Source organism: Compostibacter hankyongensis (assembly GCF_039541075.1).
Classification (GTDB): domain Bacteria; phylum Bacteroidota; class Bacteroidia; order Chitinophagales; family Chitinophagaceae; genus Compostibacter; species Compostibacter hankyongensis.
In genome coordinates, this window is sequence record NZ_BAABFN010000007.1 from 42,499 (window position 1) to 65,659 (window position 23,161).

The window sequence follows — 23,161 nt, forward strand, 5'->3', positions numbered from 1 at the left end:
TTGTAAAAATGCGACATGTGCTTACCGGCTTTCATTTTCCAAAAATGCCGTAGCTTCCGTTTTTTTGAAAAAGAAATGCCGTGGGTGATAGCCGGAAAAGGTCCGGAAATCATGAATGAAATGGGACTGGTCATAATATCCGCTGGCATAAGCCAGGCGCGTCAGGGAGGAGTTCGGATCCTTATAGGCGTCCTGAACGGACTGAAAACGGATGATCCGGGAATACAATTTGGGACTGAACCCGGAAAAGAATTTAAAATTACGTTCAAACTGACGGGTGGACAGGGCATAGGTATTTGCCAGCTCCTTTACCTTGTCTGTACCGCGATGGCGGATGATATTCCGGATCGCTGCAAACACCGGAGGCTCCGGCGCCGCTCGCGACAGCAGCTTTTTTTCCAGGAAAGCGGTAATGAATGCTATTCTTTCCGCGTGGTCCGCCGGCATGACCTGTTCTTCCAGTATTTTTCCTTCGTTCCCCGACAGCGCTTCCAGGGAAGGCATCTCGTTGCTCAGTACGTTCGCCGGCCGGGAAAAGAGGAGGGGCAGTGCATAAGGGTAGAGATAAACGCCGAAAATGCCGAAGTCCTGCCGGACGATAAAGCGTCTGAACCTGCTGTGCGGACCATGGATCCCCGAACGAAAAGAAGCCGTTTGTTCTTCGTTTTTTCCCGTGAGCTCGTCAAACCGCCCCCGGTAGTGAAAGATAAGCTCGGCGCATCCGTCCGCCAGCGTCCGGTGAATATAAGGCGCTTCCGTACTGGCCGCACCCTCCAGCACCCAGAAAGCGCGGACAAAAGGAGCCAGCTGCGGAGGGGGGCTTATGGTCCGGTACAACATGGCGGGCTTTTCTTTCAAAGATATTAAAAAGGAAAGAGTTTTTCAAGTAAAGGATATGCCCTATCTTTGTTGTCTGACAACCTGATGAGCCGCCTTTTGAAGCCACCGTAAACCGCTAAAAAGCCTGTCTATGATACCGTCCGGAATATCCCTGCAACGGCCCAGTCTTGCCGATAAGGTTGTGGGTCATATCCAGCGTCAGATTTCGCTGGGAGAGTATCGCAGCGGGGAAAAGCTGCCTTCGGAGCATGCCCTGATGGCGTATTTCAAGGTAGGCCGTTCCACGGTTCGGGAGGCAGTGAAGATATTGGTGCAGGCAGGGATCGTAAGGGTTAAGCACGGCGTCGGTATTTTCGTACAACCGGCGCCGGAGCTCGCCGAGCCGCTTTCCCGGCGGCTGAAGCGGGTACAGGTGAGCAATGTGCAGGAAGTAAAGCTGCTGCTCGAGATGAAGATCGCCGAGAAGGCCGCCCTCCACCGTACCGAGAAGGACATTTCCCGGATGCGGAAATTTTTGGAGAAGCGGAGGAAGGCGGCGCTGTCGGGGCAGTATGCCGTTTGTGTGCAGGCGGATATCGACTTTCATATCAGCATTGCGGAAGCATCGGGAAATGATATTCTGGCTGATCTCTATAAGGCCTTTGCCAAGGAGCTGAAGTCATATTTTGATATCGTGTACGAAGCAAGCCTTACGCCGTTTGCCGAGACGTACGCCCTGCATGCGCAGCTTATGGAGAGTATCATTGCCCGGAAGCCGGAAGAGGCCTGGAGCCTGGCGGGCAAGATCAGTAACTGGGAGAAAAAAGAGGAAGCTCTGGTCTATTTAAACCCCTGATCCGTATTGAAGCCTGATCCGGTATAAGCCCTGCCGCAGGATCGTCCGGAAGCAGCGCCTGAAAAGACCGGCGCTGCATGAAGTATCAACAGTAAAGCCCAAATTTAAAATGCCGATCAACATGCTATCCAAACCTGCGCCTGTGAAGCAGGCCGTACAGGAGACCGCTGAAAACGTGGCTGCCGGAACGGTTTTTCCGATGCTTTTTGCCCTCAGCTTTTCACATCTGCTCAACGATACCCTGCAGTCCCTGATCCCCTCGATCTACCCCATGCTCAAGGGTACTTTCGGGCTCAGCTTTTTGCAGGTGGGGATGATCACGTTTACCTACCAGCTGACCGCTTCCATCCTGCAGCCTTTTGTGGGACGGTATACCGACCGGAAGCCCAAGCCCTATTCCCTGGTGGTGGGTATGGTTTTCACGCTGGGAGGCCTGCTGCTTTTATCGGTGGCGGGCAGCTTTCCGATGGTCCTTTTTTCGGTAGCCCTGGTAGGGGTGGGCTCTTCGGTATTTCATCCGGAAGCTTCGCGTATCGCGCACCTCGCTTCCGGCGGCAGGCATGGCATGGCGCAATCGCTTTTTCAGCTCGGCGGTAATGCCGGTTCCTCGCTGGGGCCCCTGCTGGCCGCGCTGATCATTACGCCTTACGGAAGAGGCAACGTGAGGTGGTTTGCCCTGGCTGCCCTGCTGGCCATATTTGTGCTTTCGCGGGTGGGAGGATGGTACAAGCGTACGGCGCTGAGGACCGACAGGAAAAAGGCCGTGACGATACCGCCGGATGTATCTGCCTTATCGCGCCGGAAGGTAAATACCGCCCTGGCCATCCTGATGGTGCTGATCTTTTCCAAATATTTTTACCTGGCCAGCATGAGCAGCTATTTTACCTTTTACCTGATCGACAAATTCCATGTCTCCGATCAGTTTTCGCAGATATACCTGTTTATCTTCCTGTTTTCCGTAGCTGCCGGCACGATGATCGGCGGACCGGTAGGCGACCGTATCGGCCGGAAATATGTGATCTGGGGGTCCATCCTTGGTGTAGCGCCGTTCACCCTGCTGCTGCCGCATGCCAATCTTTTCTGGACCGGTGTGCTGGCGGTGTTTATCGGCATTATCCTTTCCTCCGCCTTCTCCGCCATCATCGTATATGCGCAGGAGTTAATGCCCGGCAAGGTCGGTATGATCGCCGGTCTGTTCTTCGGGCTGGCCTTCGGGATGGGTGGCATCGGCTCTGCCGTGCTGGGTGAGCTGGCCGATCGTACCAGCATCGAGTTTGTATACCAGGTTTGCGCCTTCCTGCCCCTGATCGGGCTGCTCACCGGTTTTCTGCCCAATATAGAAGGCGGGAATATCCGGAAAACGGCGGGCTGAGGGGCATGCCGCCCGGCACGGCGCTGGTAAACCCGCTCTGTTTTTTTTACCTTCGTAGCAGGACTGTTAAAACCAATACGTTATGCTATCCCGCATTATCCTGCTGCCGGCATTGTCTGCCCTGCTTTTTACGGTAGCCTGCCGCAATCGTCCTTCGTCTGCCGGCGAAGGCGTCCTGCTGAAAGACATCACCCTTATCGACGGAAGCGGGCGCCCGGCCCGCCCGCATGTGGATCTGCTCATCCGGGGAGGCACGGTATCGGATATACGGGAAAGCGGTGCGGACAGCAGCCTGCCGGAAGACGTGCAGGTGCTGGACCTCAGCGGAAAGACCGTTATGCCGGTGATCAACAATACCCATGGTCATCTTGGAATACTGAAAGGCACACGGATGTCTTCGGATAATTATACCCGGGACAATATCATACGGCAGCTGGAGCAGTATGCGTCATACGGCGTAGGTGCCGTGCTGTGTATGGGGACCGACCAGCAGCTCATTTTCGGGCTCCGCGATTCTTCCCGTGCCGGCCTGCTGCCGGGGGCGCGCATCTATACCGCGGGATTCGGCTTTGCGACCCCGGGCGGTATTCCTGCCCCGACCAACGGCATGGACCATGTGAACCGGCCGGCTACTCCTGAAGAAGCGACGGCTCAGGTACGGAAGCTGGCGCCCCTGAAGCCGGACGTGCTGAAGATGTGGGTGGAAGGCCATCCCGGAACACCGGCGATGAAGCCGGAGGTCTACAAAGCCATCATAGCAGAAGCGCACCGGCAGGGCATCCGTGTGGCAGCTCATCTTTATTATCTGGAGGATGCCCGGAAGCTGGTCGATGCCGGAGTCGACATCATCGCGCACAGCGTCCGGGATAAGGTGATCGACGATACGCTGATCGCAGCGATGAAACAGCGGGGGGTGATGTATATTCCCACGCTTGCGCTGGAAGACCTCGCTTTTATCTTTGCCGACCATCCGGACTGGCTGAACACCCCCTTTTTTAAGGCGGCTCTTGAGCCGGGCGTATGGGAGATGATCAGCAACGAAGACTATCTCAAAAAGATAAAAGCCGACCCCGGTTATCAGCGGCATGTGGATGCCCTGAAGATAGCCATGCAGAATGTAAAGAAGCTGTATGATGCCGGTATCACCATCACGCTGGGTACGGATTCCGGCGCTCAGCCGGTGCGGGTCCAGGGTTTTTCCGAGCATCTCGAAATGGAATTGTTGGTACGCTCGGGGATACCCCCGCTGCAGGTGATCCGGATCGCTACGCGGAACGGCGCGGAGCTGCTGCATGCCGGCGACCGCTACGGCACGCTGGAGCCGGGAAAGCAGGCCGATTTCATCGTGCTGAACGGCAACCCGCTGGACGATATTACCCGGACGCGGGCTATCAGCTCGGTATGGAAGGCAGGCAAAAAGGTAAGCGACGGTCCTGTTCAGCAATAAAGCTGCCGGATCACGTTCAGGTGATGAAGCTCATGACCTGCCGTGGCATACGCCAGCGCGCGGACCGATATGTTAGAGCCGGCTGCAGTCCCGCTGCGCGTCAGCGCTTCCCGGGGCAGCCCGTTGAACAGGGAAAGGCTGGCCTCGCGCACAGTGGCATACTCTTCGAGCAGATCCGTGAGGCTGCGCGCATGGGCGCCTGAAGCGGCGGCATAGTCGTCCTGCTCGAAGCCGGGGAGCTCCGCTTTTTCATTCCGGGCGAAGCAGAGGGCGCGGCAGGAAAAGATGCGTTCGGTGTCGGTCATATGCAGCAGCATTTCCTTCAGCGTCCATTTTCCCGGGGCATACCGGTAATGCAGCCTTGCCTCCGGCAGGCCCGAAAGGAGGGTCCGGACGGCTTCCATCCCGGCCCGGAGATGTTGCAGCACTTTTCCGTCTGCCGGCACCAGGCGGATATATTTTCCCATATGCCCGGGATATTCGGTTTCTTCCGGAGGAGCGATAAGCCGGAATTGCCGGGATGCGGCTTGTTGCGCCATCGTCATAATTTTATAAAAATCGGTTCCGGGTACGAATGTACTCATTTAAGTGACATGATGGAGGATGCCGATGAGCTTCATTCAGATGAAGATGCTGTGAGAGTTTGTATTTTATTTTTAATTTTATTTCAACAATATCCGGGTACGGATAAATGAATTAAATATCAAAACATCCATGAAGAACGGAATACTTTGCATGCTGCTGGCTTTATTGCCTGCCCGGGGATTATATGCCCAGGATAAACCCAATATCATCCTGATATTAACCGATGATATGGGCTATAGTGATATTGGTTGCTTTGGCGGAAAGTTTGTACCGACGCCCAATATTGACAGGCTGGCGGCAGAGGGGACAAAGTATGTACAATATTACAGCGCTGCGCCTATCTGCAGTCCCTCCCGTACCAGTATATTGACCGGGATGTTTCCGGCAGAGTGGAACTTCACCACCTTTTTGAATGACCGGCGCAGTAACGGGCTTGCGGAACAGGCAAATTACCTGAATGTGCATGCGCCTTCTATGGCCAAAGTAATGAAATCAGCCGGTTATGTTACCGGGCATTTTGGGAAATGGCATATGGGCGGCGGCAGAGACATAAAGAATGCTCCCAATTTTGACCAATATGGCTTTGACGAGCATGCCAGCACTTATGAAAGTCCTGATCCTGATCCTTTGCTGACGGCTACTGACTGGATATGGTCCAAAAAAGACAGCGTTAAGCGATGGAACAGGACGCGATATTTTGTAGACAAGACCCTGGACTTTCTGAAACGCCATAAGGGACAACCTTGTTTTGTAAATCTCTGGCCTGATGATATGCATACACCCTGGGTGCCGGAAGTGGATTTTCGCTATACCGGAATGTATCCCATGAACCCCAATGAGGAAGAGGCTTTTAAGCGGGTATTAAAGGAGTATGACAAACAGATAGGCCGGTTACTTGACGGGATCAGGAAGCTGGGAATAGAAAAAAATACCATCGTCATCTTTACAAGCGACAATGGTCCTTTACCAAGCTTCCGGGGCAGCAGGGCGGCAGGTCTTCGCGGATCCAAGCTCTCCTTGTATGAAGGGGGGATCCGTATGCCGTTTATCTTTAAATGGCCGGGCCATACTCCGGAAGGCGTGACAGATAGCGTATCCGTACTCAATTCCACGGACCTGCTTCCCACGTTTGCAGCGATAGCCTCAGCGCGCTTACCTGCAAATTATAAAGGAGATGGAGAAGACCGCGAGTCCGTGCTTACCGGAAAGCCTTCCTCCAGGGATAAGGATATGTATTGGGAATATGGCAGAAACAGCTATGCATTTCATTATCCCAAAGGAAGGGACCATAGTCCGAATCTCGCCATCCGCTCCGGGAAATGGAAGCTGCTGATGAACTTTCATGAAAAGGATGTCGAGTTATATGATATGGAAAAGGACTATTTTGAAACAACCAACGTAGCAAAAACACACCAGGATATAGTCAAGCGGTTAAAGGCTAAGCTGGTGACCTGGCGGACTTATCTCCCGGACTTAACGCCGGACCGGGCCGATCCGGCCCGGCAATAGACATGTGATCTTCCTATTTTTATATTATAATTTCAAAGAATTCGGGAATGCAGGATATGAAAAATTCAGCAAACGTATTTATTCAAGATAGTGACATTGCCTGGGAAACTGCTGACAAGGGCGTAAGACGCAAAGTGATGGCTTACGACGAACGGCTGATGCTGGTAAGGGTCTCTTTTGAAAAAGGAGCGGTTGGAGCGCTGCATGATCATCCGCATTCGCAGATCACGCATGTCGAAAGCGGCCGCTTTGAAGTAGAGATCGGCGGGGTTAAGCAGGTGCTGCAGGCAGGCGATGCCTACTATGTGCCGCCCCATGCCGTACACGGCGCCGTATGCCTGGAAAGCGGAGTGCTGATCGATGTATTCAGCCCTTACCGGGAAGACTTTGTATAAGCAGGGAACAGATTGTATGACGACATCCTCAAATCAACTATATGTATAAACCAAAATTTTATGCCGCTGCGGCCATACTTCTCCTGGCGGCCCTGCTCAGCGCCTGTTCAACGGGGAGCAAGCAACGGGAGCCGGAGCGGCCGAATATCATCTTCATCATGTCCGACGACCATGCGGAGGCGGCTGTCAGCGCCTACAGCGACAAGCTCATCCATACGCCAAACCTGGACCGGATCGGGAAAGAGGGCATGATTTTCCGGAACTGTTTTGTCACCAATTCGCTGTGCAGCCCCAGCCGGGCTACTATACTCACCGGCCAGTACAGCTACCGTACCGGCGCCCGGGACAATTCCTTTTCCATGCAGCTCAATCCCGGCATCACCACCTTCCCCATGTTGCTGCGGCAGGCGGGATACCAGACTGCGCTCGTCGGAAAATGGCACCTGCGTACAAAGCCGGAAGGGTTTGATTATTCTTCCATACTCAATGACCAGGGGCAGTACTATAATCCCGACTTTATCACCGGTGCCGATACGGCCCGGGTACACGGCTATGTCACCAACATCATCATGGACAAAGCCATTGGCTGGCTGTCTGCACAGCGCGACGACAGCAAGCCTTTCTGTTTGATGATCCACAACAAAGCCCCGCACCGCAACTGGCTTCCCGACAGCGCAGATCTGGACGCATTCGAAAAAGACCTGCCCTTACCGGAAAGCCTGTACGACGATTATACAGGTCGCGGCAGGGCGGCGCATGAGCAAATGATGAATATCGGCAAAAACCTGCACCTGCTTTCTGATCTGAAAGTGAACGCCGCCTCAAAGGGTCCGAAAGGAAACTGGCTGATCGGTGAATTCAACCGGATGGACAGCGCGCAACGCAACAGGCTGATCCGCTTTTACATGTCCCGGGATGCGGCTGTGGATACGGTGAAGATGACGCCCCGGGAACGCATAGCCTGGCGCTACCAGCGTTATATCAAAGACTACCTGCGCTGCATCCGTGCGGTGGATCGTAATGTCGGCCGGCTGCTGGCCTATCTGAAGGAGAAAGGCCTGATGGATAATACCCTCATCGTATATACGAGCGACCAGGGGTTTTACCTGGGCGAGCATGGTTGGTTTGACAAGCGTTTTATGTATGAAGAATCCCTGCATACCCCGCTGATGATGCGCTACCCGCCGCTGATCAAGGCCGGCAGCGTCTCGGATGCGCCGGTGATGAACCTGGATCTTCCGGAGACTTTCCTGGACCTGGCAAAGGTGCAGATACCTGACTCTATGCAGGGCGCTTCCCTGAAACCCCTGCTGGCCGGAAAGACGCCGGACAACTGGCGCAAGGGTATTTATTACCACTATTACGAATACCCCGGGTGGCATGCTGTAAAACGGCATTTTGGTATACGGACCCAGCGGTATAAGCTGATCCACTTTTATTATGACGTGGACGAATGGGAGCTGTACGACCTGGAAAAGGACCCGCACGAGATGCTTAATGTATATAAGGATCCCGCTTACAGCGCCGTGAAGGATACCCTTACGCAGGAGCTGTACCGGTTACAGCATCAGTACGGGGATTCTTATGAGCTGGCGGAAAAGATACTGCAGCACGATAAGACCATGTTCAACCGGTATAAGAATATCTACTGAGCACCGGTTCTGCTATACTGCAGCTTCCCGTTTTTATGCCGGCGCTTCGTCTCCCTGTGCGCCCCTGCTTTTTTCCGGCTTCAGAAAAGAAAGCTGGATGATCAGCACGGCAAGGACGATGACGGCAAGCAGGGCAAAAGACCTCCCGAGGTTACCGTTATCCGTGGACTTACCCAGAAGGTCGGTGATGAGCGCGCCCGCAAACACGCCTGTCATATTCATCAGCCCGTATGCCGTGGCGCGGTATTTCGCGGGAACGAACTGACAGAGGATGGGCATGTTGTTGGCGTCGAACATCCCGAAACCCACTCCGAAGCATATGCCGGCGGCGACCAGGTTAAAAAGCGAGTGTCCGAACCCCAGCAGCAGGAGGGCGGGTATGGTCAGGGCTATGCCGGTTGCGCTTGTATATACGCGGCCCCGTATGTTCCGCTGCACCCATCTGTCGGAAAGGATCCCGCCGAGGATCACCCCCGCGAAGGAAGCCGCCGAGATGGTAATGGTGGACAAGGGGCCGGCTGAGGACATGGGCATATCCAGATGGTGTGAGAAGAGGGTAGGCAGCCAGTTCTTTGTGGCCCAGCTGGGCAGGCTGGGGATGGTAAAGTAGAGCAGGATGATCCAGAAGGCCGGGATGGAGAACAACACCGTAAGTCCTTTTAAAAGGGAGCCCTTTTCCGCAGCGGGGCGGAAGGCGGTATGGCGTTCTTTTTTCTCCCGCAGGAAAGCGATCAGGATAAGGGCATAGGCCATACCGGCGAGACCGAAAGTATGAAACGTAAAATGCCAGGTATAGGCGGCGGCGATTGTGGCGCCAAAGCCGCCCAGCGCCGATCCCAGATAGAGCCCGGTCATGTGGATGCCTACGGCCAGCGATCTTGTTTTTTCCCCGTGAAAGTCCGCGATCAAAGCCAGCCCTGTCGGGAGGTACAGCGCCTCGCTCACGCCCATGATGGCCCGCAGGGTATACAGCTGGTTGTAAGTGCTGGCATATCCCATTCCGAAAGTGACGCCGGACCAGACAAACAGGCTGCCGACGATCAGCCATTTACGGTTTATCCTGTCCCCGATCATCCCGGCTACCGGGCTCATAAAGCCGTATACCCAAAGGAATATTCCCATCAGGTATCCGAAGTTCGCGGCCGATTGCAGCTCCGGGATGTCCGCCTGCATGGCCGGCCGCATGGTGGCGAGCATCTGCCGGTCCAGGTAGTTCAGCAGACCCACGCCCCATAGCAGACCTACCAGCAGCCAGGGATAGTATTTTTTATGCAGTAATGACATCGGTTAGTTTATCCAGTCAAAGAAGGCGGTTTTTCGCAGCTCCTGTTCCATGGACTTTATGTCTCCGGACGAGAGGGCGCGGAGCGGAAGGCGCACCGGTCCGCAATCGACGCCGGATAGCTTCATCATGGCCTTCTGCGCGGGCAGCCCGCCGAACTTCACAATGATCCTTACGATCTCAACAGATTTCCACTGCAGCGTCCTGGCCGTTTCCAGATCTCCTTTATGGAAGGCATCCTTCAGTTTCCGGTACAGGGGCGCAACAAAGTTATACGTACTGCCGATAAAACCTTCGGCTCCGGTAGCCAGGGCGCTCAGCATCATTTCATCGGTGCCGTAGAGCAGATCGTATTTCCGGTTGTCAAAATGCTGACAGGCCTGGTATTCGTGGATCGTCGGCGTAGTGTACTTTATCCCTTTCAGGTTGGGGATGTCGGCTTTCTGCAGGAGCGCTATCATATCCAGGTTTATGCCGGTCATGGACGGGATATGATAATAATAAAAAGGCAGCTCCGGTGCGGCAGCGGCGATCTCTGCCAGACAGCCTGCCAGGAGGTCTGCCGAAGCAACAGGGTAATAGCAGGGCGGCATGGCGGAGATACAGTCGGCCCCGATCTGCTGCGCATGCGCCGCCAGGTCACGGGCTTCGGAAATGCTGTTGTGTCCTACATGTACAAACACCGTTATCCGTTTTGCCGCGGCGGTCACAAAAGCTTCGGCCAGCACTTTCCGTTCCTGCGTGGTCAGCGAAGCGCCTTCGCCCGTGCTGCCACAGACAAAGATGCCGTTTACGCCCCTGCTGATCAGCTTGTCCACCATCGCCGGTATGCTGCCGGTATCTATGTCGCCGTTTTCCTTCATGGGACTAAATGTCGCCGCAATCAGCCCGGTGGTTTTTTCTGTGTTCATGTTTTCTTTCTTTGTTTTTTTTAGTCTTGGGGAAGTTGATCCGGTGTTAGCTTTTCAAATATTATTTTCTCATAAGGATTCTTCAAACCGGCTTCATAGCAGCAGCCGACGCTGCCGTCGCGCAGGACGGTCATACAGGAATAAGCGGAAGGACCGGCATAGAGCAACCGCGCATAAGGCCACGTATAGCCGTTGTCGTAGCTGACCTTCAGGGTCATGCTGTCCCTTTTTGCCTTGCTGGCCGGGTTCAGGAACAACAGCCTGTCTTTGGATCTCCGCGAGCCGGGGTAACGGATGATGCTGGCCTGGCACACCGGTTCGGGGAGGCCGGCCGCATCTTCAGGAGCCGTCCAGGTTGTGCCCCCGTCGCTGCTGCGCGACTGGCTGCGGAGATGTCTTCCGAAGTAAGCGCGCATATTCATGAGCAGGGTGCCCTTTCCGTCGTCGAGCTCGACTACCTGACATTCGTTTACCTTGGGCCGTATCGTCCCGCCAAGCCGCCAGGACTTGCCGTGATCATCGCTGTAAATGACGTGAGCACCGGCTCCGTAGGGGCCGCCCCCGGAGTTTCCCTGCGGATCGTCATAACTGTGATCGCAGGGGATGACAAGGCGGCCTTTGTGCGGTCCCCGCTGCAGCTGTATGCCTATACCCGGTCCCGTGGCATACCAGCCCCAGGAAGGATCTTTGGTGGTGGCGGTGATGTCGGCGGGAACGGACCAGGTGCGTCCGTCGTCTTTGCTGCTGCAAACCCAGACGGTACGGGTACCCTGCGCCGTTTTACGCGTGATCTCCCTTTCGGTATCGTCTCCGTTATTACGCGTCATGAGCAGCCAGATAACGCCGGTGCGGCGATCGACCACCGGACAGGGATTACCACAGGTATTGGGGCCATCGTTCCAGATGACCTGTTGCTCACTCCAGGTCTTCCCCCCGTCGGTAGAACGTTTATAGAGCAGATCGATATCGCCCGCATCGCCCGGTTTTTTCCGGCCTTCACAAAAAGCCAGCAGGGTGCCGTGGTTGGTGGTGACGACAGCAGGGATGCGGTAGCTGGCATAGCCGTTCTCGCCGGAGCGGAACAGGACAAGAGTATCCGGCCGGGGGGCTTGCGTCGCCGCCGGTGACAGCAAGCCGGTATGGTCATGCTCCCTGATATACCGTGAAAAATAATCTGTGTAATGCCAGACCAGGGTCTTGTCCTTTGCGTCGTCCATGGCGGGATGCGTTTTTATAACCGAATCCACTTCCGCTGTGAACCGGGTCAGCATGTCTTTATCCGAGAACGGATTGCAGGTTTTCTTATCCCAGTTATTTAAAGCTTGTATAAGTTTGTTTTTTACTGCCGTATATCCCGGATTATCCGACAGGTTATTAAATTCATAAGGATCATTTTCAAGATCATAAAGCTCGAACTCCGGGGGATGCTGCCAGGTCTTGTAGGCTTCCCGTACCTTTTTACCGCCTGCGGCGATCTCGGTTTCCAATGATCCCCCTTCAAAGCCGGTGATGGTATGATGGGTGTAATATTGCACTGCAGGATTCTCCCTTTCCGGGAGCAGGTTATGGATCAGCTTGAACCTTTGGTCGCGTACACTGCTGCGCGGATAATAATCAAAAGGAAAGGAGCAGTTTGTTTCTGCAAAGATAAAATGCCGCCAGTCCGGATCTTCTTTCCGGGTCAGTAACGGCTTCAATGATCTGCCCGGGAGGGTTGCCGGGATATTGACATGTGCGGCATCCAATATGGTGGGGACCAGATCGATGCTCGAGACCAGCTCTTTTCGTTCTTTTAAAGCGGGAGGTATGCCCGGCCAGTAGATGATCAGGGGCACCCTGAGCCCGGCTTCATAGAGCGAGAATTTCCCCCTTGAAAATTCGGAACCGTGGTCTGCCAGATAGATGATGATGGTATTCTGTTCCTTCCCGGATGCCTTCAGCCGGGCCAGCAGCCGGCCGACCATCTCGTCCATCCGTTCCAGGCTGTTGTAATAATCTGCCGTGAGCCCGCGTAAACGGGCGCTGTTTACGCCGGTAAAGGGCGGAGGGGATTTTATCTTATCGCTGTCTATCGGTGTTGCGGGCATGCCGTCTACCTGTCGTTTCCAGGGGGTATGAGCATCGGGATAGTTGACCATCAGAAAGAACGGGTCATCAGATTTCCTGAAAAAACTGTCTGCATAGGCGCTGTACAGGTCCAGGTTTTTGCGTGCAAAGTTCTGACCCTGCAGTCCTGAGGACCGGGGCGGCCGGAAGTCGAAGGGAAGATCGGATTCCGGGTTCACATGGAGTTTGCCGATACAACCGGTCCGGTACCCCGCATTTTTTAAATATACCGGCAGCGTGGTGATGCCGGGATACATCCGGAAATGGTGGGTGGCCAGTCCGATCTGTCCGTTTTGGTGTGGATATAGACCTGTGAAGATCGTGGACCGGGAGGGACTGCATACGGAATAAGTGACAAAGGCCTGGTTGAATTTCACCCCTTTTGCGGCAAGGCGGTCCAGCACCGGTGTGCTCAGGTTTCTGTCGCCGTAGCAGCCCAGATCGGGTCCGTTATCTTCCGAGGTGATCAACAGGATATTGGGCGGCTGCGTGGCGCCGTCCGTCCCGCGGACCGGTTTTCCCGCGCACAGCAGGATGAGCAGGCCGCACAGGAGCGCAGCAGGGAAGATAAAAAGAGCCGGTCTGAAATAACGGTGGGTTTTTATCATAGCATGGGATATAGGAAACATTAGGGCTTGTGTTTTTTCCAGCCTTCTTTCAGCAGCTGATGCATTTCTTTGATTTTGTTTTGGTAAGCGGCGTCGTGGGCTACGTTTTTTGTTTCCGGGTCGTCTGTACGGTGATCATAGAGTTCGGTTGCCCTGATCTCCCCTGTTTTAAAATCCTGCCATTCGGTATAGCGGAAGTCTTTTGTCCTTACGCTGTATCCCATTAACGCCGGCGCTTTTTTATACGGCCAGGGTCTCGGGAACTGGCTGAACGCGGCTTTTTTCCAGGACATGCCGGGATCGTTCAGTAATGGCTTTACACTGCTTCCTTCAAGGTTCGGAGGCGCTTTCATCCCGGCCAGCTCCACCAGGGTGGGGTAGACGTCCACCAGCTCGACCAGGGCTGTGGATACCGTTCCTTTTTGCTGTTGCCAGGGCGATGCAATGATAAGCGGTATGTGGGCGCCATTTTCAAAATCGGTGGCCTTGCACCACAGATCCTGCTCTCCGAGGTGATAGCCGTTATCTCCCAGGAATACGATGATCGTATTGTCCCTCAGCCCCAGGCGGTCCAGCTCATCGAGCAGTTTTCCCACCTGGGCATCCATAAAGGTGGTACAGGCATAGTAACCGCGGATCAGTGTCTGTATTTCCTTTTCGGAAATAGCGCCGGTATCGGGGATATCGGTATATCCGTTCAGCTCTACCCCGTTCTTCAGCGCTACCGCCGGAACGTCTGAGGGCGGCCGGGGATTGGCAGGTGCGGGCAGCCTGACATGATCATACATGGCCCAGTATTTTTCGGGCGCGCTGAAAGGCAGGTGCGGTCTTCTGAAGCCTACCGCCAGGAAAAAGGGTTTGTCCTTGATGCTGTCCAGTATCTGCACGGCCGCATGGCTTACCATGCCGTCTATGTATTTTATTTCCGGCGCGTCGGCCCTTTCTGTGGCCGTGGCTTTCCAGCTTCCCTTTTTATGCAGGTTGGCGTCGAGGACATATTTTCCCAGTACGGTGGTGACGGCCATGGTCTCGGGAGAGGACCAGGAGATCCGGTCCTGCATGGCAGCCGGATCGTGATAAATCTTGCCCACGGACTGGGCATGATAGCCGTGTTGCTTAAACCATTCCGGCAGCGTGATCACCTCCGGTAAGGCTTTTCTGAAATGGGTTTTCAGGTCCCATACCCGGGTGGTGTTCGGCCGCAGCCCGGTCATAAAAGAAGCCCGGGATGGATTACAGACGGCTTCCTGGCAATAGGCGTTCCGGAAGACGGTGCCCCGCTCCGCGATGCGGTTTATATTGGGTGTAATGGCAAATGAATCGCCATAACAGTTTAAGGTGGGGCGGAGGTCATCCGCAACGATAAAAAGTATGTTTGGCTTTTTCTGCGCCGATGCCTTGTGGCCTGAAAAGACCAGCAGGGCCAGTGCGCCGAACAGGAAACCTGGGAAGAAACCGTTTTTCATGGCTCAATGCTGTGTTCAGATAATCGTTAATTATATCCCGGTGTCTGGGTGATCTTCGGATTACTGTTGATAGAAGACGCATTAACCGGCCAGAGCAGGATATTCTGTTTATCCTGTTGTCCGTGTAATGTGGCTACCCTGTCAAATACCACTCCGAACCGGATAAAATCGAACCAGGATTTGCCCTCGGCGGCAAATTCCTTTAGCCGTTCGGTAAGTATGGCCTCGTCAATGTCGCTTTTTGAAAGAGAGGAGGCATAGTAATTGTCTACCTGATATGCCCGCTTTGCGATCCGGTTCAGGGCTGAAATAGCCTCTGCACTGTTGCCGAGGGCGTTTTCGATCTCTGCTTTGAATAGCACCGCTTCCGCATAACGGTATATTTTGATGTCGGAGGTAAAGTAGCGGGTCCCGTTCTCCCATTCTCCCAGGTATTTGTTGATCCATCTGAAATGGATATTGTTTCCCGGATCGGTAAAAGCCGCGATGTTGACCTTGGCCCTCGTATCCTGCGGGTCTTCATTCAGGGTGGCTTCAAAATCCGGCGTAAAGCAGACCCATTGCTGGTGGCTGCCGACCTGGATAGGGTTATTGATCAGGCTTTGCGTTTGTATATATTGCACGGCTACCAGGAAATCTGCCGGGAAGCCGCCGGTATACTCATTCTGCTCAAAGTTCAGCGCAAAGATCACTTCGTTGTTATCGTCATTGCTGAAGACGCTTTGATAGCTGCCCAGCAGGGTAAAGTCCGGATCCGCCAACACGTAATCTACGGCTTCTTTTGCCTTGTTCAGATCGTCTTCCTTATGATCCTCCGTTTTGTACATCCACAGGTAATAATCGGCTTTAAGCATATTGGCGGCTGCTTTGGAACCTGATTTGGCGGATGTAAAATCATCCGGGAACAGGGATACGGCTTGCTGTATATCGGCAGCTACCTGCAGGTAAACGCTGTCCCTGGAGCTCCGGGAAGGATACAGGTCCTCTTGTTTGTCCGATTCGAATCCGGATAAAACAACAGGAGCGTCCCCCCAGACCCTTGCACAGTAAAAATAGCAAAGCGCTCTTACAAAATAGGCATTTGCCAGGATAAGGTTTTTATCTTTTTCGTTGTCAAACGTTATCTCCGGGGTGTATTTCAGGATGAGGTTACAATCGTTGATGGCTTTGTAAAGCCCGCTCCAGTCCGTGCCGCTGTCGTCGCGGTTCAGGGAATTATTGAATATATTCTGCAGCAGGCCTTCCGACCCGATGCCGTCTCCGAACAACCCGCTGCGGTAATCTCCCCAAAAAGCGTAATTATCGCTGAGCGCATTTCTCAGCTGGGCATACATGCCGTACATGGCGCCTTCGGCGTCATCTGCCGTTTCCCACATGGAGGCGGAAGAAACAATGCTCTTGGGTTTGATGTCCAGGTCTTTGTTGCATGCGCCGATCCCAAGGACCGCGGATAGCAACAGCAACAGATATATATTTTTCATGTCAGATTTGTTGAGGGTGACTGTCGGTTATCAGAATGTGACTTTTATTCCGAACGCATATTTGCGGACAGGAGGATAGTTATAATAGTTGTTGTTATAGGTGCTGGCGGAACCTTCTTCAGGAGAAACCCCTTTTACGGCGGTAAAATAGTATAAGGTGTTTCCCGAGATATACAGGCTGGCGCCTTTGATCGTGTATTTTTTAAGGAATCCCGCGGGCAGCTGATAACTTAAGATAACATTGCGGAGGCATAAATAATCCCCCTTGTAGGTAAACACGTCGCTCGCCCGGCCGAAATTATTGTTTCCGTCGTCCGGATCATTTGCGGTCAGCCTGGCATATTTTGCTTTCAGATCGTCCGGACCTTTCCAGGTTTGTTTTACATCATCCACCAGTGCATAGTTGTAGGAAAAGGTGTTCATGAAATACCGCATAAACGCCTCGTCAAAAATAGCGTGGCCCAGTCCCCAGTCCAGGTAGATGTCCAGCGACCAGTTTTTGTAGGTGAATTTATTGTCCAGGCCGCCGGTAGACACCGGTACGGTCACACCGAGCTCAAACTGGTCCAGCGAGTTGATGATCCCGTCTCCGTTCCGGTCCGCCCATTCGTAGTCGCCCGGCAGCTTCCTTCCCGGCACCCTTTTCTGGTCTGCAGGGCTCCATCCCCGGGCCAGCTCGTCATAATTGGCCTTGTCGGCCTGCGCCTGGTTTTGCAGGATATAGGCCACGTTATAGCCATAGAAACGATACAGGGATTCTCCTTCTGCTATCCCGCCGTAGTCATTCCCGTCCGGCATGGCTATCCCACCGATCCTGTTTTTCGTCCTGCCGTTATCCGGCAGCTTTAATACCCTGTTCTTTGAAAAGCTCCAGGTGAACGAGGAGTTCCAGGAAAACCGCTGATGCTGTATGTTGACCGAGCTGATATCGATATCAAAGCCGTAAAACCTGACCTTGCCGACATTGGATTCAACGGAAGCGTATCCGGAAGTATTGGGCAGTTCCTTGCTGAACAGGAGGTTTTGGGTTCTTTTATCATAATAATCAAAAGTGGCGTTCAACCGGTTGTCGAAAAGGCCGATCTCTGCCCCGAGATCCAGCTGCTTGGTCGACTCCCAGGTCAGGTTGTTATTGGGCATGGAGGTAGAGCGGATACCGGCATGGCCGTCGTAGATGTAATCCACCGAATATTCCCCCTGGGCGTCGTACAGCCCGATGGAATTATTGCCGGTGAGGCCATAGCTTGCCCTGAGCTTGAGGAAGCTCAGCGCCCGCAGGCTTTTCATAAAGGGCTCTTCGGAAACGATCCATCCGGCGGATGCGCCGGGGAAGAAGCCCCATTGATTGCCGCTGATGAACCTGGAGGATCCGTCTTCCCTGAACGACAGGGAAAGCAGGTATTTCTTATTAAAGTCGTAGCTCAGCCTGCCGAAGTAGCCGATAAGGACCTCCTTTGTGATATAGGTGCTGGCGTCCGTTTTATCGGGAGCGGCATTTAACGTTGGTATCTTATCGGTGTTGCCGCCCTGCGCCGCAGCCGACAGGGTTTTATCATCGATGTTCAGATAGGAATAGCCTCCGGTCAGGTTAAAAGAATGGCCGCCGAAGTATTTATCATAGGTAAAATAGCTCTCCAGCTTTGCCTGCCTGTTTTGTGAAAATCCCGATTCCGCCTTCCGCGAGCCGCTGAATTCATTTGCTTTCTGGAAGAAATCGCTTTGCATGGTCTGGGTATAGTAAGAGCCGTTCACCTTGACCGTTAACCCGTTCAGGACGTTCCAGCTGAGCATTTCCTGGATGCCGGTCTGTTGGTCCCTGCGGCTTTGATCGGTGATATAGGCATACCACGCCGGGTTGGGAGCGGTGGCGTTGAAGCCCGGCGCGGGCCGGCCGTCGTCCCAGTAGATACGTTGGGTAGGAGCGGAGGCCAATCCCCGGGCGATGATGTTTTTCTGATTATCGTACTCCTGAGATTTGCTTTCTGAATAATTCATGTTTGAGGTCAGCTGTAATCTTTTGGAGATATTCACCTCCACGTTGGCCCGGGTGCTGAAGCGGGTCCATCCCGTGGCCAGGGCTACGCCGCCGTCATCGGTATATCCGGCGCTGCCGGCATACTTGATCTTGTCCGTTCCTCCGGTTACCCCTACATAATAGTTTTGCCATAATGCCGGACGGTAGATCACGTCTTTGAAGCTGTTGTCCTGGAATACCAGGGTTTTTGAAGGGTCCAGGGGATCGGGCATGGTTTTCCAACCCTGCGGCGCCGCTTCCCCGGGCTTGAGATAATGTGTGGTAAAAGCAGAGTTGGAAGTGTTTCCGGAGCTGGCTGAGAAGCCGGATATATCATTCCTTTTGGGATTGGGGCTGAGCGCAACGGCGGGCCTTACATAAGAAAGGTAATCTTTTGCGTTCATAAAATCATAGGAGGTCTCTATGGCTTCGCGGGCGAAATCGGATTGAAAGGTTACCCTTGGCGCCCGGTCCTGTTTCCCCGTTTTGGTGGTGACCAGCACCACGCCGTTTGATGCCCTTGAGCCGTAGATGGCCGTGGAAGCCGCATCCTTAAGTACATCCACGGATGCGATGTCATTCGGATTGATATCCGCCAGGCTACCTTCCACGCCGTCTATCAGCACGAGCGGGTTATTGCTTTTATTGATGGAAGAGCCGCCCCGTATCCGGATCACCGGATCGGCGCCGGGGGTGAAGTTGTTGGTATATATCCTTGCGCCGGCCACCCTGCCCTTTAGACCGTCTCCCACATTGTTGATCGGGGTGTTTTCCAGTATTTTACCGTCGATTTTGGAAACAGCGGTGGTAAGCGTCCGTTTGGATTGCTTTCCGTACCCGATGGCGACAACCTCATTCAGCTTCGTTGTGCTGCCTTTTAAAACCGCATCGACCTTTTCCCTGCCGTTGACGCTGATTTCCGTTTCCTGCCACCCTATGGCTTTAAATATGAGGACGGCATTTTCATCCACGTTGATACGGTAGCGGCCGTCGTCCCCGCTGACGGTCCCGTTCTGGGTGCCTTTTTCCACAACGGTGGCGCCGGGGACGGGGTTCCCTGACTCGTCTGTTATGGTCCCGTTTACGCTGATCCTGGTATGACCGGTTTGCAGTTGGTCCGGCAGGATTTTCCCCGGTAAGGCTGTCGGGCATACGGACAGTGCCGGGAGAAGGAGCGCAGTGCCGAGCAGCATACGATGGAGTAAAGCTCTTTTTTCCATAAAGTAAATTTTTATCATGCGGATTTCAATCCGGTCGCCGGCCGGTCCTGTAGATCGGCTGACGGGTTCTTTTAATAAGTACTACATAAAACAGACAAAATAATTATTTTGGGGGCTAAAAGTAGTGTTTTATTTATTATTTGTAATACATAATAGAGAATTTTTGTAAAAAAGTGAGATATTTGCCGGTGAGGGAAGGAGTATCTGCGGGAGAAGTAGCCTTATATTTGTTCCGCAGGTAGGATGTAGGTACGGGCAGCGCCTTTAAATAAGTCAATGATCGACGGATGAAGAACGATTCCACGCTCACCGAACAGGTGGAGCAAAAAATACTGAAGTACATTACCGAGCAGGGCTATCAGATCGGCGATACGCTGCCCAGGGAAAACGAGTTTGCCCTCCTGCTGGGGGTCAGCAGGGTAGTGGTGCGCGAAGCGCTTAGCCGTCTGCGGATCATGGGTTTTGTGGAAACCCGGCGGAAACGGGGCACGGTATTAAAGTCGCCCGACATGTTCTACGGGGTAAAGACGATCATCGGTTCCGGCAAGCTGGACCTTGAGTCGCTGAAGGATCTCTTCGAGGTGCGGATCATGCTGGAGATCGGCATGGCCGATTTTATTTTTATGCGCAGGACCGAAAATGACCTGGAAGAGCTGATGCGGATCATACAGGAAGAAAATGCCACCGGAGAAACCGACTTCGAAAAGCTGGCCCGCCTGGATATACAGTTTCACAGCACATTGTACAAGATATCGGGAAATAAGACCCTGCGGGCTTTCCAGCACCTGCTCAATACCCTGTTTGTAACCTATTCGAGAAACAAAGACTGGAAGCACAAACAGATCATCTCCCATGAAGCGCTGGCCGGTATCCTGGCCCACGGCACGCCGGATGCTTTCCGTTCTGCCATGCGGCTGCACCTGAATACCCGATTCGAGGATATGGAAAAACTGTTCTCGGGTCCGGAAAAACTTCGTATGCCCGATGGAGTTAGTCAATAGTCACTGGTTTGAAGTTTGAGGTTTATCGCTTCTGGTTTATTTCGCGCATAAAGACTTTAAAATGGTCTCACTGAACGCTGCGCGTTTCTCGTTTCCGGCTTGAGGTTTATCTCGCGCGTAATGATTTTAAACGGTCTCGATGAATGCTGCGCGTTTCCGGTTAATTGCCCGGAATGAAACCTAACTTTATCATCAAATCAGCACATCATCAAAGGCGAAGCCTTCACTGAGACAAATAAAAAAACATTATGCACGAAGCAAATTATCAAATCATTAAATGCCTTTCACCCTTCACCTTTGACCTTTCACCTTATTCCGTCGGATACGTCAGCAGGCTGTGCTGGGTAGCCGTATGGAAATCGCGCCATACCCGGTTGATCTCCGTACCGGCCGTGGCGGCGCTGAGCCCGCAATGCGGATATAGTTCGTCCACCAGCTTTCTGGCGGTGGCTGCCAGCTGCCGGCTGGTATTGCTGACCGCCTTCAGGGCGTCTGGGGGAACGGAGCCTTCCGTTACAAGACGGTCCCAGGAATCCTGTACGGCGGCGTAAAACGACTGCCGGTCCCGTTGCCAGCTGTTCCGGCTTTTTTCGAGCAGCTGCTCAGCCAGCAGGATGCGTGGCGCATTGCTGTGCGGCGCTTGCCGCTTCCGGGTAAGCTGATCGTGACACAGCTCCATGAAATGGGCCGCCATGCCGGAGCTGTTTACCACCAGGGTGGCTTCGGCAAACTGCAGAAAAGGATATTGATAAAGCGGATCCTTAAGAAAAGCTGAGGCGCCATCGATGCGAAAGCAACGCGCTGACGGCACCCGCAGCCGTTCTACAGAAAAGCTGTGGCTGGCTGTCGCGATCATGCCGGTGGTCTGCCAGTTCTCCGTCAGGGTCACCTCATCTTTCAAAAACCAGAAGGATCGTATGAGGGGGCTGCCGTCTTCGTTCCTTAATACCGCGCCATCCTTTTCCAGCACACAGTTGACCGTGAATACGGTAGCATGCGGCGCTCCCGTGGCGTAATCCCAGGAACCGGTGATCTCATAGCCGTTACCGGTACAGATTGCCCTGCCGGAGGGCCGTCCGCTGCCGGCGAGACAGACCTCCGGGTCGTGGAAGAGCCGGACGGCCACATCCGGCGGCAGGAACCCGACGAACCAGCACGCGCCGCTGCAAAGGGTAACCGTCCATCCCACGCTGCCGTCGGCCCAGGCCAGGCTTTCCTCGGTGTGCAGCGCTTCCGGCAGCGTCAGCTGCAAGCCTCCGTAATCCCGGGGCACAAACAGTTTAAACCACCGCTGCGCATAGATCAGCTCCAGCTGCCGCGGATGCAGCTTTCCTGATTTTTCGGCTGCGGCAGCGGTTTGCCGGAGCGTTTTTACAAAAGAAGGTTGAAGAAAGGCGGAAGGGTGTGGTACAGTCTGCATGATCCTGGGTTTTACGATGATGTCTTTACGCTTATCCCAAGAAGTGCAAAGCGCCCCGGCTTCACAGCGGTATCCGCTTAATCCCTACGCCGGCATTATCCGGATCAGGTTTATGAAAGCACAGTCAACGGCGCTTTCAACGGGTATGATCTCAGCCTGTCTTTCAGCGGGGCAGGAGCGGCCGGTTTCCGGTCCGCTGCTATCCCGTCAAGGCACCCCTTGGAAATATGATCGCAAAGATAGGGAGAAAAAGCCGCTGTGCCTACCGGATCATGAAAAGAAATGCGGGCCGCAGGAGCCTCATGAATTTTATTTTAATCATTTGATTAAAAAATTTGTTTAATTCTGAAAATAGTTTTTATCTTTGTCCTGCACAACGCAATGATATGGCCAGGCAAAAGAAAACAGATACCGATCTTTCCACGGAAGAAAAGATAAAGGAAGCGGCCCGGAAGGTTTTTACCCGCAAAGGATACGCCGCCACCCGTACGCGCGATATTGCGGAAGAGGCCGGTATTAACCTGGCCCTGCTCAACTATTATTTCCGGAGCAAGGAAAAGCTGTTTCATCAGGTAATGGTAGAAAAGGTGCAGCAGCTCTTCAGCGTGATCGCTCCCATTGTCAATGATTCGTCTATCAGCCTGGAGTCCAAGATCAGCCGCATTGCCGAAAGCTATATTGATATGCTGTTAAAGCATCCGGACCTGCCTATTTTTGTACTGAGCGAGCTCAGGAATAACGTGCCCAGCTTTATGAACATCGTGCATCCGGAAAAGCTCATCCGGAACTCTTCGCTGGTTACGCAGCTGAAAAAGGCGCGGCCGGACATAAACCCTTTGCATTTTCTGGCGAATATCCTCGGGATGGTGCTGTTTCCCTTTATCGCACAACCCGTGTTTGTGGCCGCACTGGCCCTGGATGCGCGGCAATTTAAGCAGATGATGGAAGAAAGAAAGCAGCTTATACCCGCATGGGTAAAAGCTATGCTGAAGACGAAATAATTTTTTTGACCCGGAA

Annotated in this window: 18 protein-coding genes; 9 read left to right on the forward strand and 9 right to left on the reverse strand. The window is 53.6% G+C overall.

Features of this window, described 5'->3' with window-relative positions:
• Positions 1–21: 21 nt before the first annotated feature.
• Positions 22–840, reverse strand: a complete 819-nt coding sequence (locus ABD851_RS13630) for a DUF6597 domain-containing transcriptional factor (protein ID WP_344980192.1) — start codon at positions 838–840, stop codon at positions 22–24.
• A 130-nt stretch (positions 841–970) separates the two neighbouring features.
• Here ABD851_RS13630 and ABD851_RS13635 point away from each other — a divergent pair, with 130 nt between their 5' ends.
• The 3 genes from ABD851_RS13635 (at position 971) to ABD851_RS13645 (ending at position 4,494) form a co-directional block, all read left to right on the forward strand.
• Positions 971–1,675: a FadR/GntR family transcriptional regulator gene (locus ABD851_RS13635; protein ID WP_344980194.1), complete on the forward strand. Its 705-nt coding sequence runs from the start codon at positions 971–973 to the stop codon at positions 1,673–1,675.
• 121 nt (positions 1,676–1,796) lie between these two features.
• Positions 1,797–3,047, forward strand: a complete 1,251-nt coding sequence (locus tag ABD851_RS13640; RefSeq protein WP_344980196.1) for an MFS transporter — start codon at positions 1,797–1,799, stop codon at positions 3,045–3,047.
• 82 nt (positions 3,048–3,129) lie between these two features.
• Complete coding sequence (locus ABD851_RS13645) at positions 3,130–4,494, forward strand: amidohydrolase family protein (RefSeq protein ID WP_344980198.1); 1,365 nt, start codon at positions 3,130–3,132, stop codon at positions 4,492–4,494.
• On the opposite strand, the gene ABD851_RS13650 is transcribed toward ABD851_RS13645, so the two are convergent.
• Positions 4,485–5,033, reverse strand: coding sequence for a DinB family protein (locus ABD851_RS13650; RefSeq protein ID WP_344980200.1), 549 nt, complete (start codon positions 5,031–5,033; stop codon positions 4,485–4,487). The two genes, ABD851_RS13645 and ABD851_RS13650, sit on opposite strands and share 10 nt — an antisense overlap.
• Positions 5,034–5,208: 175 nt before the next feature.
• On the opposite strand from ABD851_RS13650, the gene ABD851_RS13655 reads away from it, so the two are divergent.
• Genes ABD851_RS13655 through ABD851_RS13665 form a run of 3 tightly spaced genes read left to right on the forward strand, consistent with a single transcriptional unit; the run spans position 5,209 to position 8,635 of the window.
• On the forward strand, positions 5,209–6,588 hold the full coding sequence (locus tag ABD851_RS13655) for a sulfatase-like hydrolase/transferase (RefSeq protein WP_344980202.1): 1,380 nt from the start codon (positions 5,209–5,211) through the stop codon (positions 6,586–6,588).
• 56 nt (positions 6,589–6,644) lie between these two features.
• Entirely contained in the window at positions 6,645–6,983 is a 339-nt protein-coding gene (locus ABD851_RS13660; RefSeq protein WP_344980204.1) for a cupin domain-containing protein, read from the forward strand.
• 41 nt (positions 6,984–7,024) lie between these two features.
• A complete protein-coding gene (locus tag ABD851_RS13665) occupies positions 7,025–8,635 on the forward strand; it encodes a sulfatase family protein (protein WP_344980206.1) in 1,611 nt (536 codons plus the stop codon).
• Positions 8,636–8,668: 33 nt separating this feature from the next.
• On the opposite strand, the gene ABD851_RS13670 is transcribed toward ABD851_RS13665, so the two are convergent.
• Genes ABD851_RS13670 through ABD851_RS13695 form a run of 6 tightly spaced genes read right to left on the reverse strand, consistent with a single transcriptional unit; the run spans position 8,669 to position 19,723 of the window.
• A complete protein-coding gene (locus tag ABD851_RS13670) occupies positions 8,669–9,919 on the reverse strand; it encodes an MFS transporter (protein ID WP_344980208.1) in 1,251 nt (416 codons plus the stop codon).
• A 3-nt stretch (positions 9,920–9,922) separates the two neighbouring features.
• Positions 9,923–10,828 carry a dihydrodipicolinate synthase family protein gene (locus tag ABD851_RS13675; protein ID WP_344980210.1) on the reverse strand — a complete coding sequence of 302 codons (906 nt, stop codon included), beginning with the start codon at positions 10,826–10,828 and terminating at the stop codon, positions 9,923–9,925.
• A gap of 20 nt (positions 10,829–10,848) precedes the next feature.
• The gene (locus tag ABD851_RS13680) at positions 10,849–13,542 is read right to left on the reverse strand and encodes a sulfatase-like hydrolase/transferase (protein WP_344980212.1); all 2,694 of its coding nucleotides are present in this window, start codon (positions 13,540–13,542) and stop codon (positions 10,849–10,851) included.
• A 20-nt stretch (positions 13,543–13,562) separates the two neighbouring features.
• The gene (locus ABD851_RS13685) at positions 13,563–15,008 is read right to left on the reverse strand and encodes a sulfatase (RefSeq protein WP_344980214.1); all 1,446 of its coding nucleotides are present in this window, start codon (positions 15,006–15,008) and stop codon (positions 13,563–13,565) included.
• Positions 15,009–15,034: 26 nt separating this feature from the next.
• A complete protein-coding gene (locus ABD851_RS13690; RefSeq protein ID WP_344980216.1) occupies positions 15,035–16,489 on the reverse strand; it encodes a RagB/SusD family nutrient uptake outer membrane protein in 1,455 nt (484 codons plus the stop codon).
• 30 nt (positions 16,490–16,519) lie between these two features.
• On the reverse strand, positions 16,520–19,723 hold the full coding sequence (locus tag ABD851_RS13695; RefSeq protein ID WP_344980218.1) for a SusC/RagA family TonB-linked outer membrane protein: 3,204 nt from the start codon (positions 19,721–19,723) through the stop codon (positions 16,520–16,522).
• A 287-nt stretch (positions 19,724–20,010) separates the two neighbouring features.
• On the opposite strand from ABD851_RS13695, the gene ABD851_RS13700 reads away from it, so the two are divergent.
• Positions 20,011–20,724 carry a FadR/GntR family transcriptional regulator gene (locus ABD851_RS13700; protein WP_344980220.1) on the forward strand — a complete coding sequence of 238 codons (714 nt, stop codon included), beginning with the start codon at positions 20,011–20,013 and terminating at the stop codon, positions 20,722–20,724.
• A gap of 310 nt (positions 20,725–21,034) precedes the next feature.
• Here ABD851_RS13700 and ABD851_RS13705 read toward each other — a convergent pair whose 3' ends face one another.
• On the reverse strand, positions 21,035–22,144 hold the full coding sequence (locus tag ABD851_RS13705; RefSeq protein ID WP_344980222.1) for an acyl-CoA dehydrogenase family protein: 1,110 nt from the start codon (positions 22,142–22,144) through the stop codon (positions 21,035–21,037).
• A 112-nt stretch (positions 22,145–22,256) separates the two neighbouring features.
• On the opposite strand from ABD851_RS13705, the gene ABD851_RS18045 reads away from it, so the two are divergent.
• Positions 22,257–22,487: a hypothetical protein gene (locus ABD851_RS18045; RefSeq protein ID WP_425549954.1), complete on the forward strand. Its 231-nt coding sequence runs from the start codon at positions 22,257–22,259 to the stop codon at positions 22,485–22,487.
• A gap of 43 nt (positions 22,488–22,530) precedes the next feature.
• Complete coding sequence (locus ABD851_RS13710) at positions 22,531–23,145, forward strand: TetR/AcrR family transcriptional regulator (RefSeq protein WP_344980224.1); 615 nt, start codon at positions 22,531–22,533, stop codon at positions 23,143–23,145.
• Positions 23,146–23,161 lie beyond the last annotated feature (16 nt).

Excerpts from the sequence above, each read along its gene's own strand:
- ABD851_RS13630 (WP_344980192.1), bottom strand. The coding sequence starts at position 840 with ATGTTGTACCGGACCATAAGCCCCCCTCCGCAGCTGGCTCCTTTTGTC.
- ABD851_RS13635 (WP_344980194.1), top strand. The coding sequence starts at position 971 with ATGATACCGTCCGGAATATCCCTGCAACGGCCCAGTCTTGCCGATAAG.
- ABD851_RS13640 (WP_344980196.1), top strand. The coding sequence starts at position 1,797 with ATGCTATCCAAACCTGCGCCTGTGAAGCAGGCCGTACAGGAGACCGCT.
- ABD851_RS13645 (WP_344980198.1), top strand. The coding sequence starts at position 3,130 with ATGCTATCCCGCATTATCCTGCTGCCGGCATTGTCTGCCCTGCTTTTT.
- ABD851_RS13650 (WP_344980200.1), bottom strand. The coding sequence starts at position 5,033 with ATGGCGCAACAAGCCGCATCCCGGCAATTCCGGCTTATCGCTCCTCCG.
- ABD851_RS13655 (WP_344980202.1), top strand. The coding sequence starts at position 5,209 with ATGAAGAACGGAATACTTTGCATGCTGCTGGCTTTATTGCCTGCCCGG.
- ABD851_RS13660 (WP_344980204.1), top strand. The coding sequence starts at position 6,645 with ATGAAAAATTCAGCAAACGTATTTATTCAAGATAGTGACATTGCCTGG.
- ABD851_RS13665 (WP_344980206.1), top strand. The coding sequence starts at position 7,025 with ATGTATAAACCAAAATTTTATGCCGCTGCGGCCATACTTCTCCTGGCG.
- ABD851_RS13670 (WP_344980208.1), bottom strand. The coding sequence starts at position 9,919 with ATGTCATTACTGCATAAAAAATACTATCCCTGGCTGCTGGTAGGTCTG.
- ABD851_RS13675 (WP_344980210.1), bottom strand. The coding sequence starts at position 10,828 with ATGAACACAGAAAAAACCACCGGGCTGATTGCGGCGACATTTAGTCCC.
- ABD851_RS13680 (WP_344980212.1), bottom strand. The coding sequence starts at position 13,542 with ATGATAAAAACCCACCGTTATTTCAGACCGGCTCTTTTTATCTTCCCT.
- ABD851_RS13685 (WP_344980214.1), bottom strand. The coding sequence starts at position 15,008 with ATGAAAAACGGTTTCTTCCCAGGTTTCCTGTTCGGCGCACTGGCCCTG.
- ABD851_RS13690 (WP_344980216.1), bottom strand. The coding sequence starts at position 16,489 with ATGAAAAATATATATCTGTTGCTGTTGCTATCCGCGGTCCTTGGGATC.
- ABD851_RS13695 (WP_344980218.1), bottom strand. The coding sequence starts at position 19,723 with ATGGAAAAAAGAGCTTTACTCCATCGTATGCTGCTCGGCACTGCGCTC.
- ABD851_RS13700 (WP_344980220.1), top strand. The coding sequence starts at position 20,011 with ATGAAGAACGATTCCACGCTCACCGAACAGGTGGAGCAAAAAATACTG.
- ABD851_RS13705 (WP_344980222.1), bottom strand. The coding sequence starts at position 22,144 with ATGCAGACTGTACCACACCCTTCCGCCTTTCTTCAACCTTCTTTTGTA.
- ABD851_RS18045 (WP_425549954.1), top strand. The coding sequence starts at position 22,257 with ATGAAAGCACAGTCAACGGCGCTTTCAACGGGTATGATCTCAGCCTGT.
- ABD851_RS13710 (WP_344980224.1), top strand. The coding sequence starts at position 22,531 with ATGGCCAGGCAAAAGAAAACAGATACCGATCTTTCCACGGAAGAAAAG.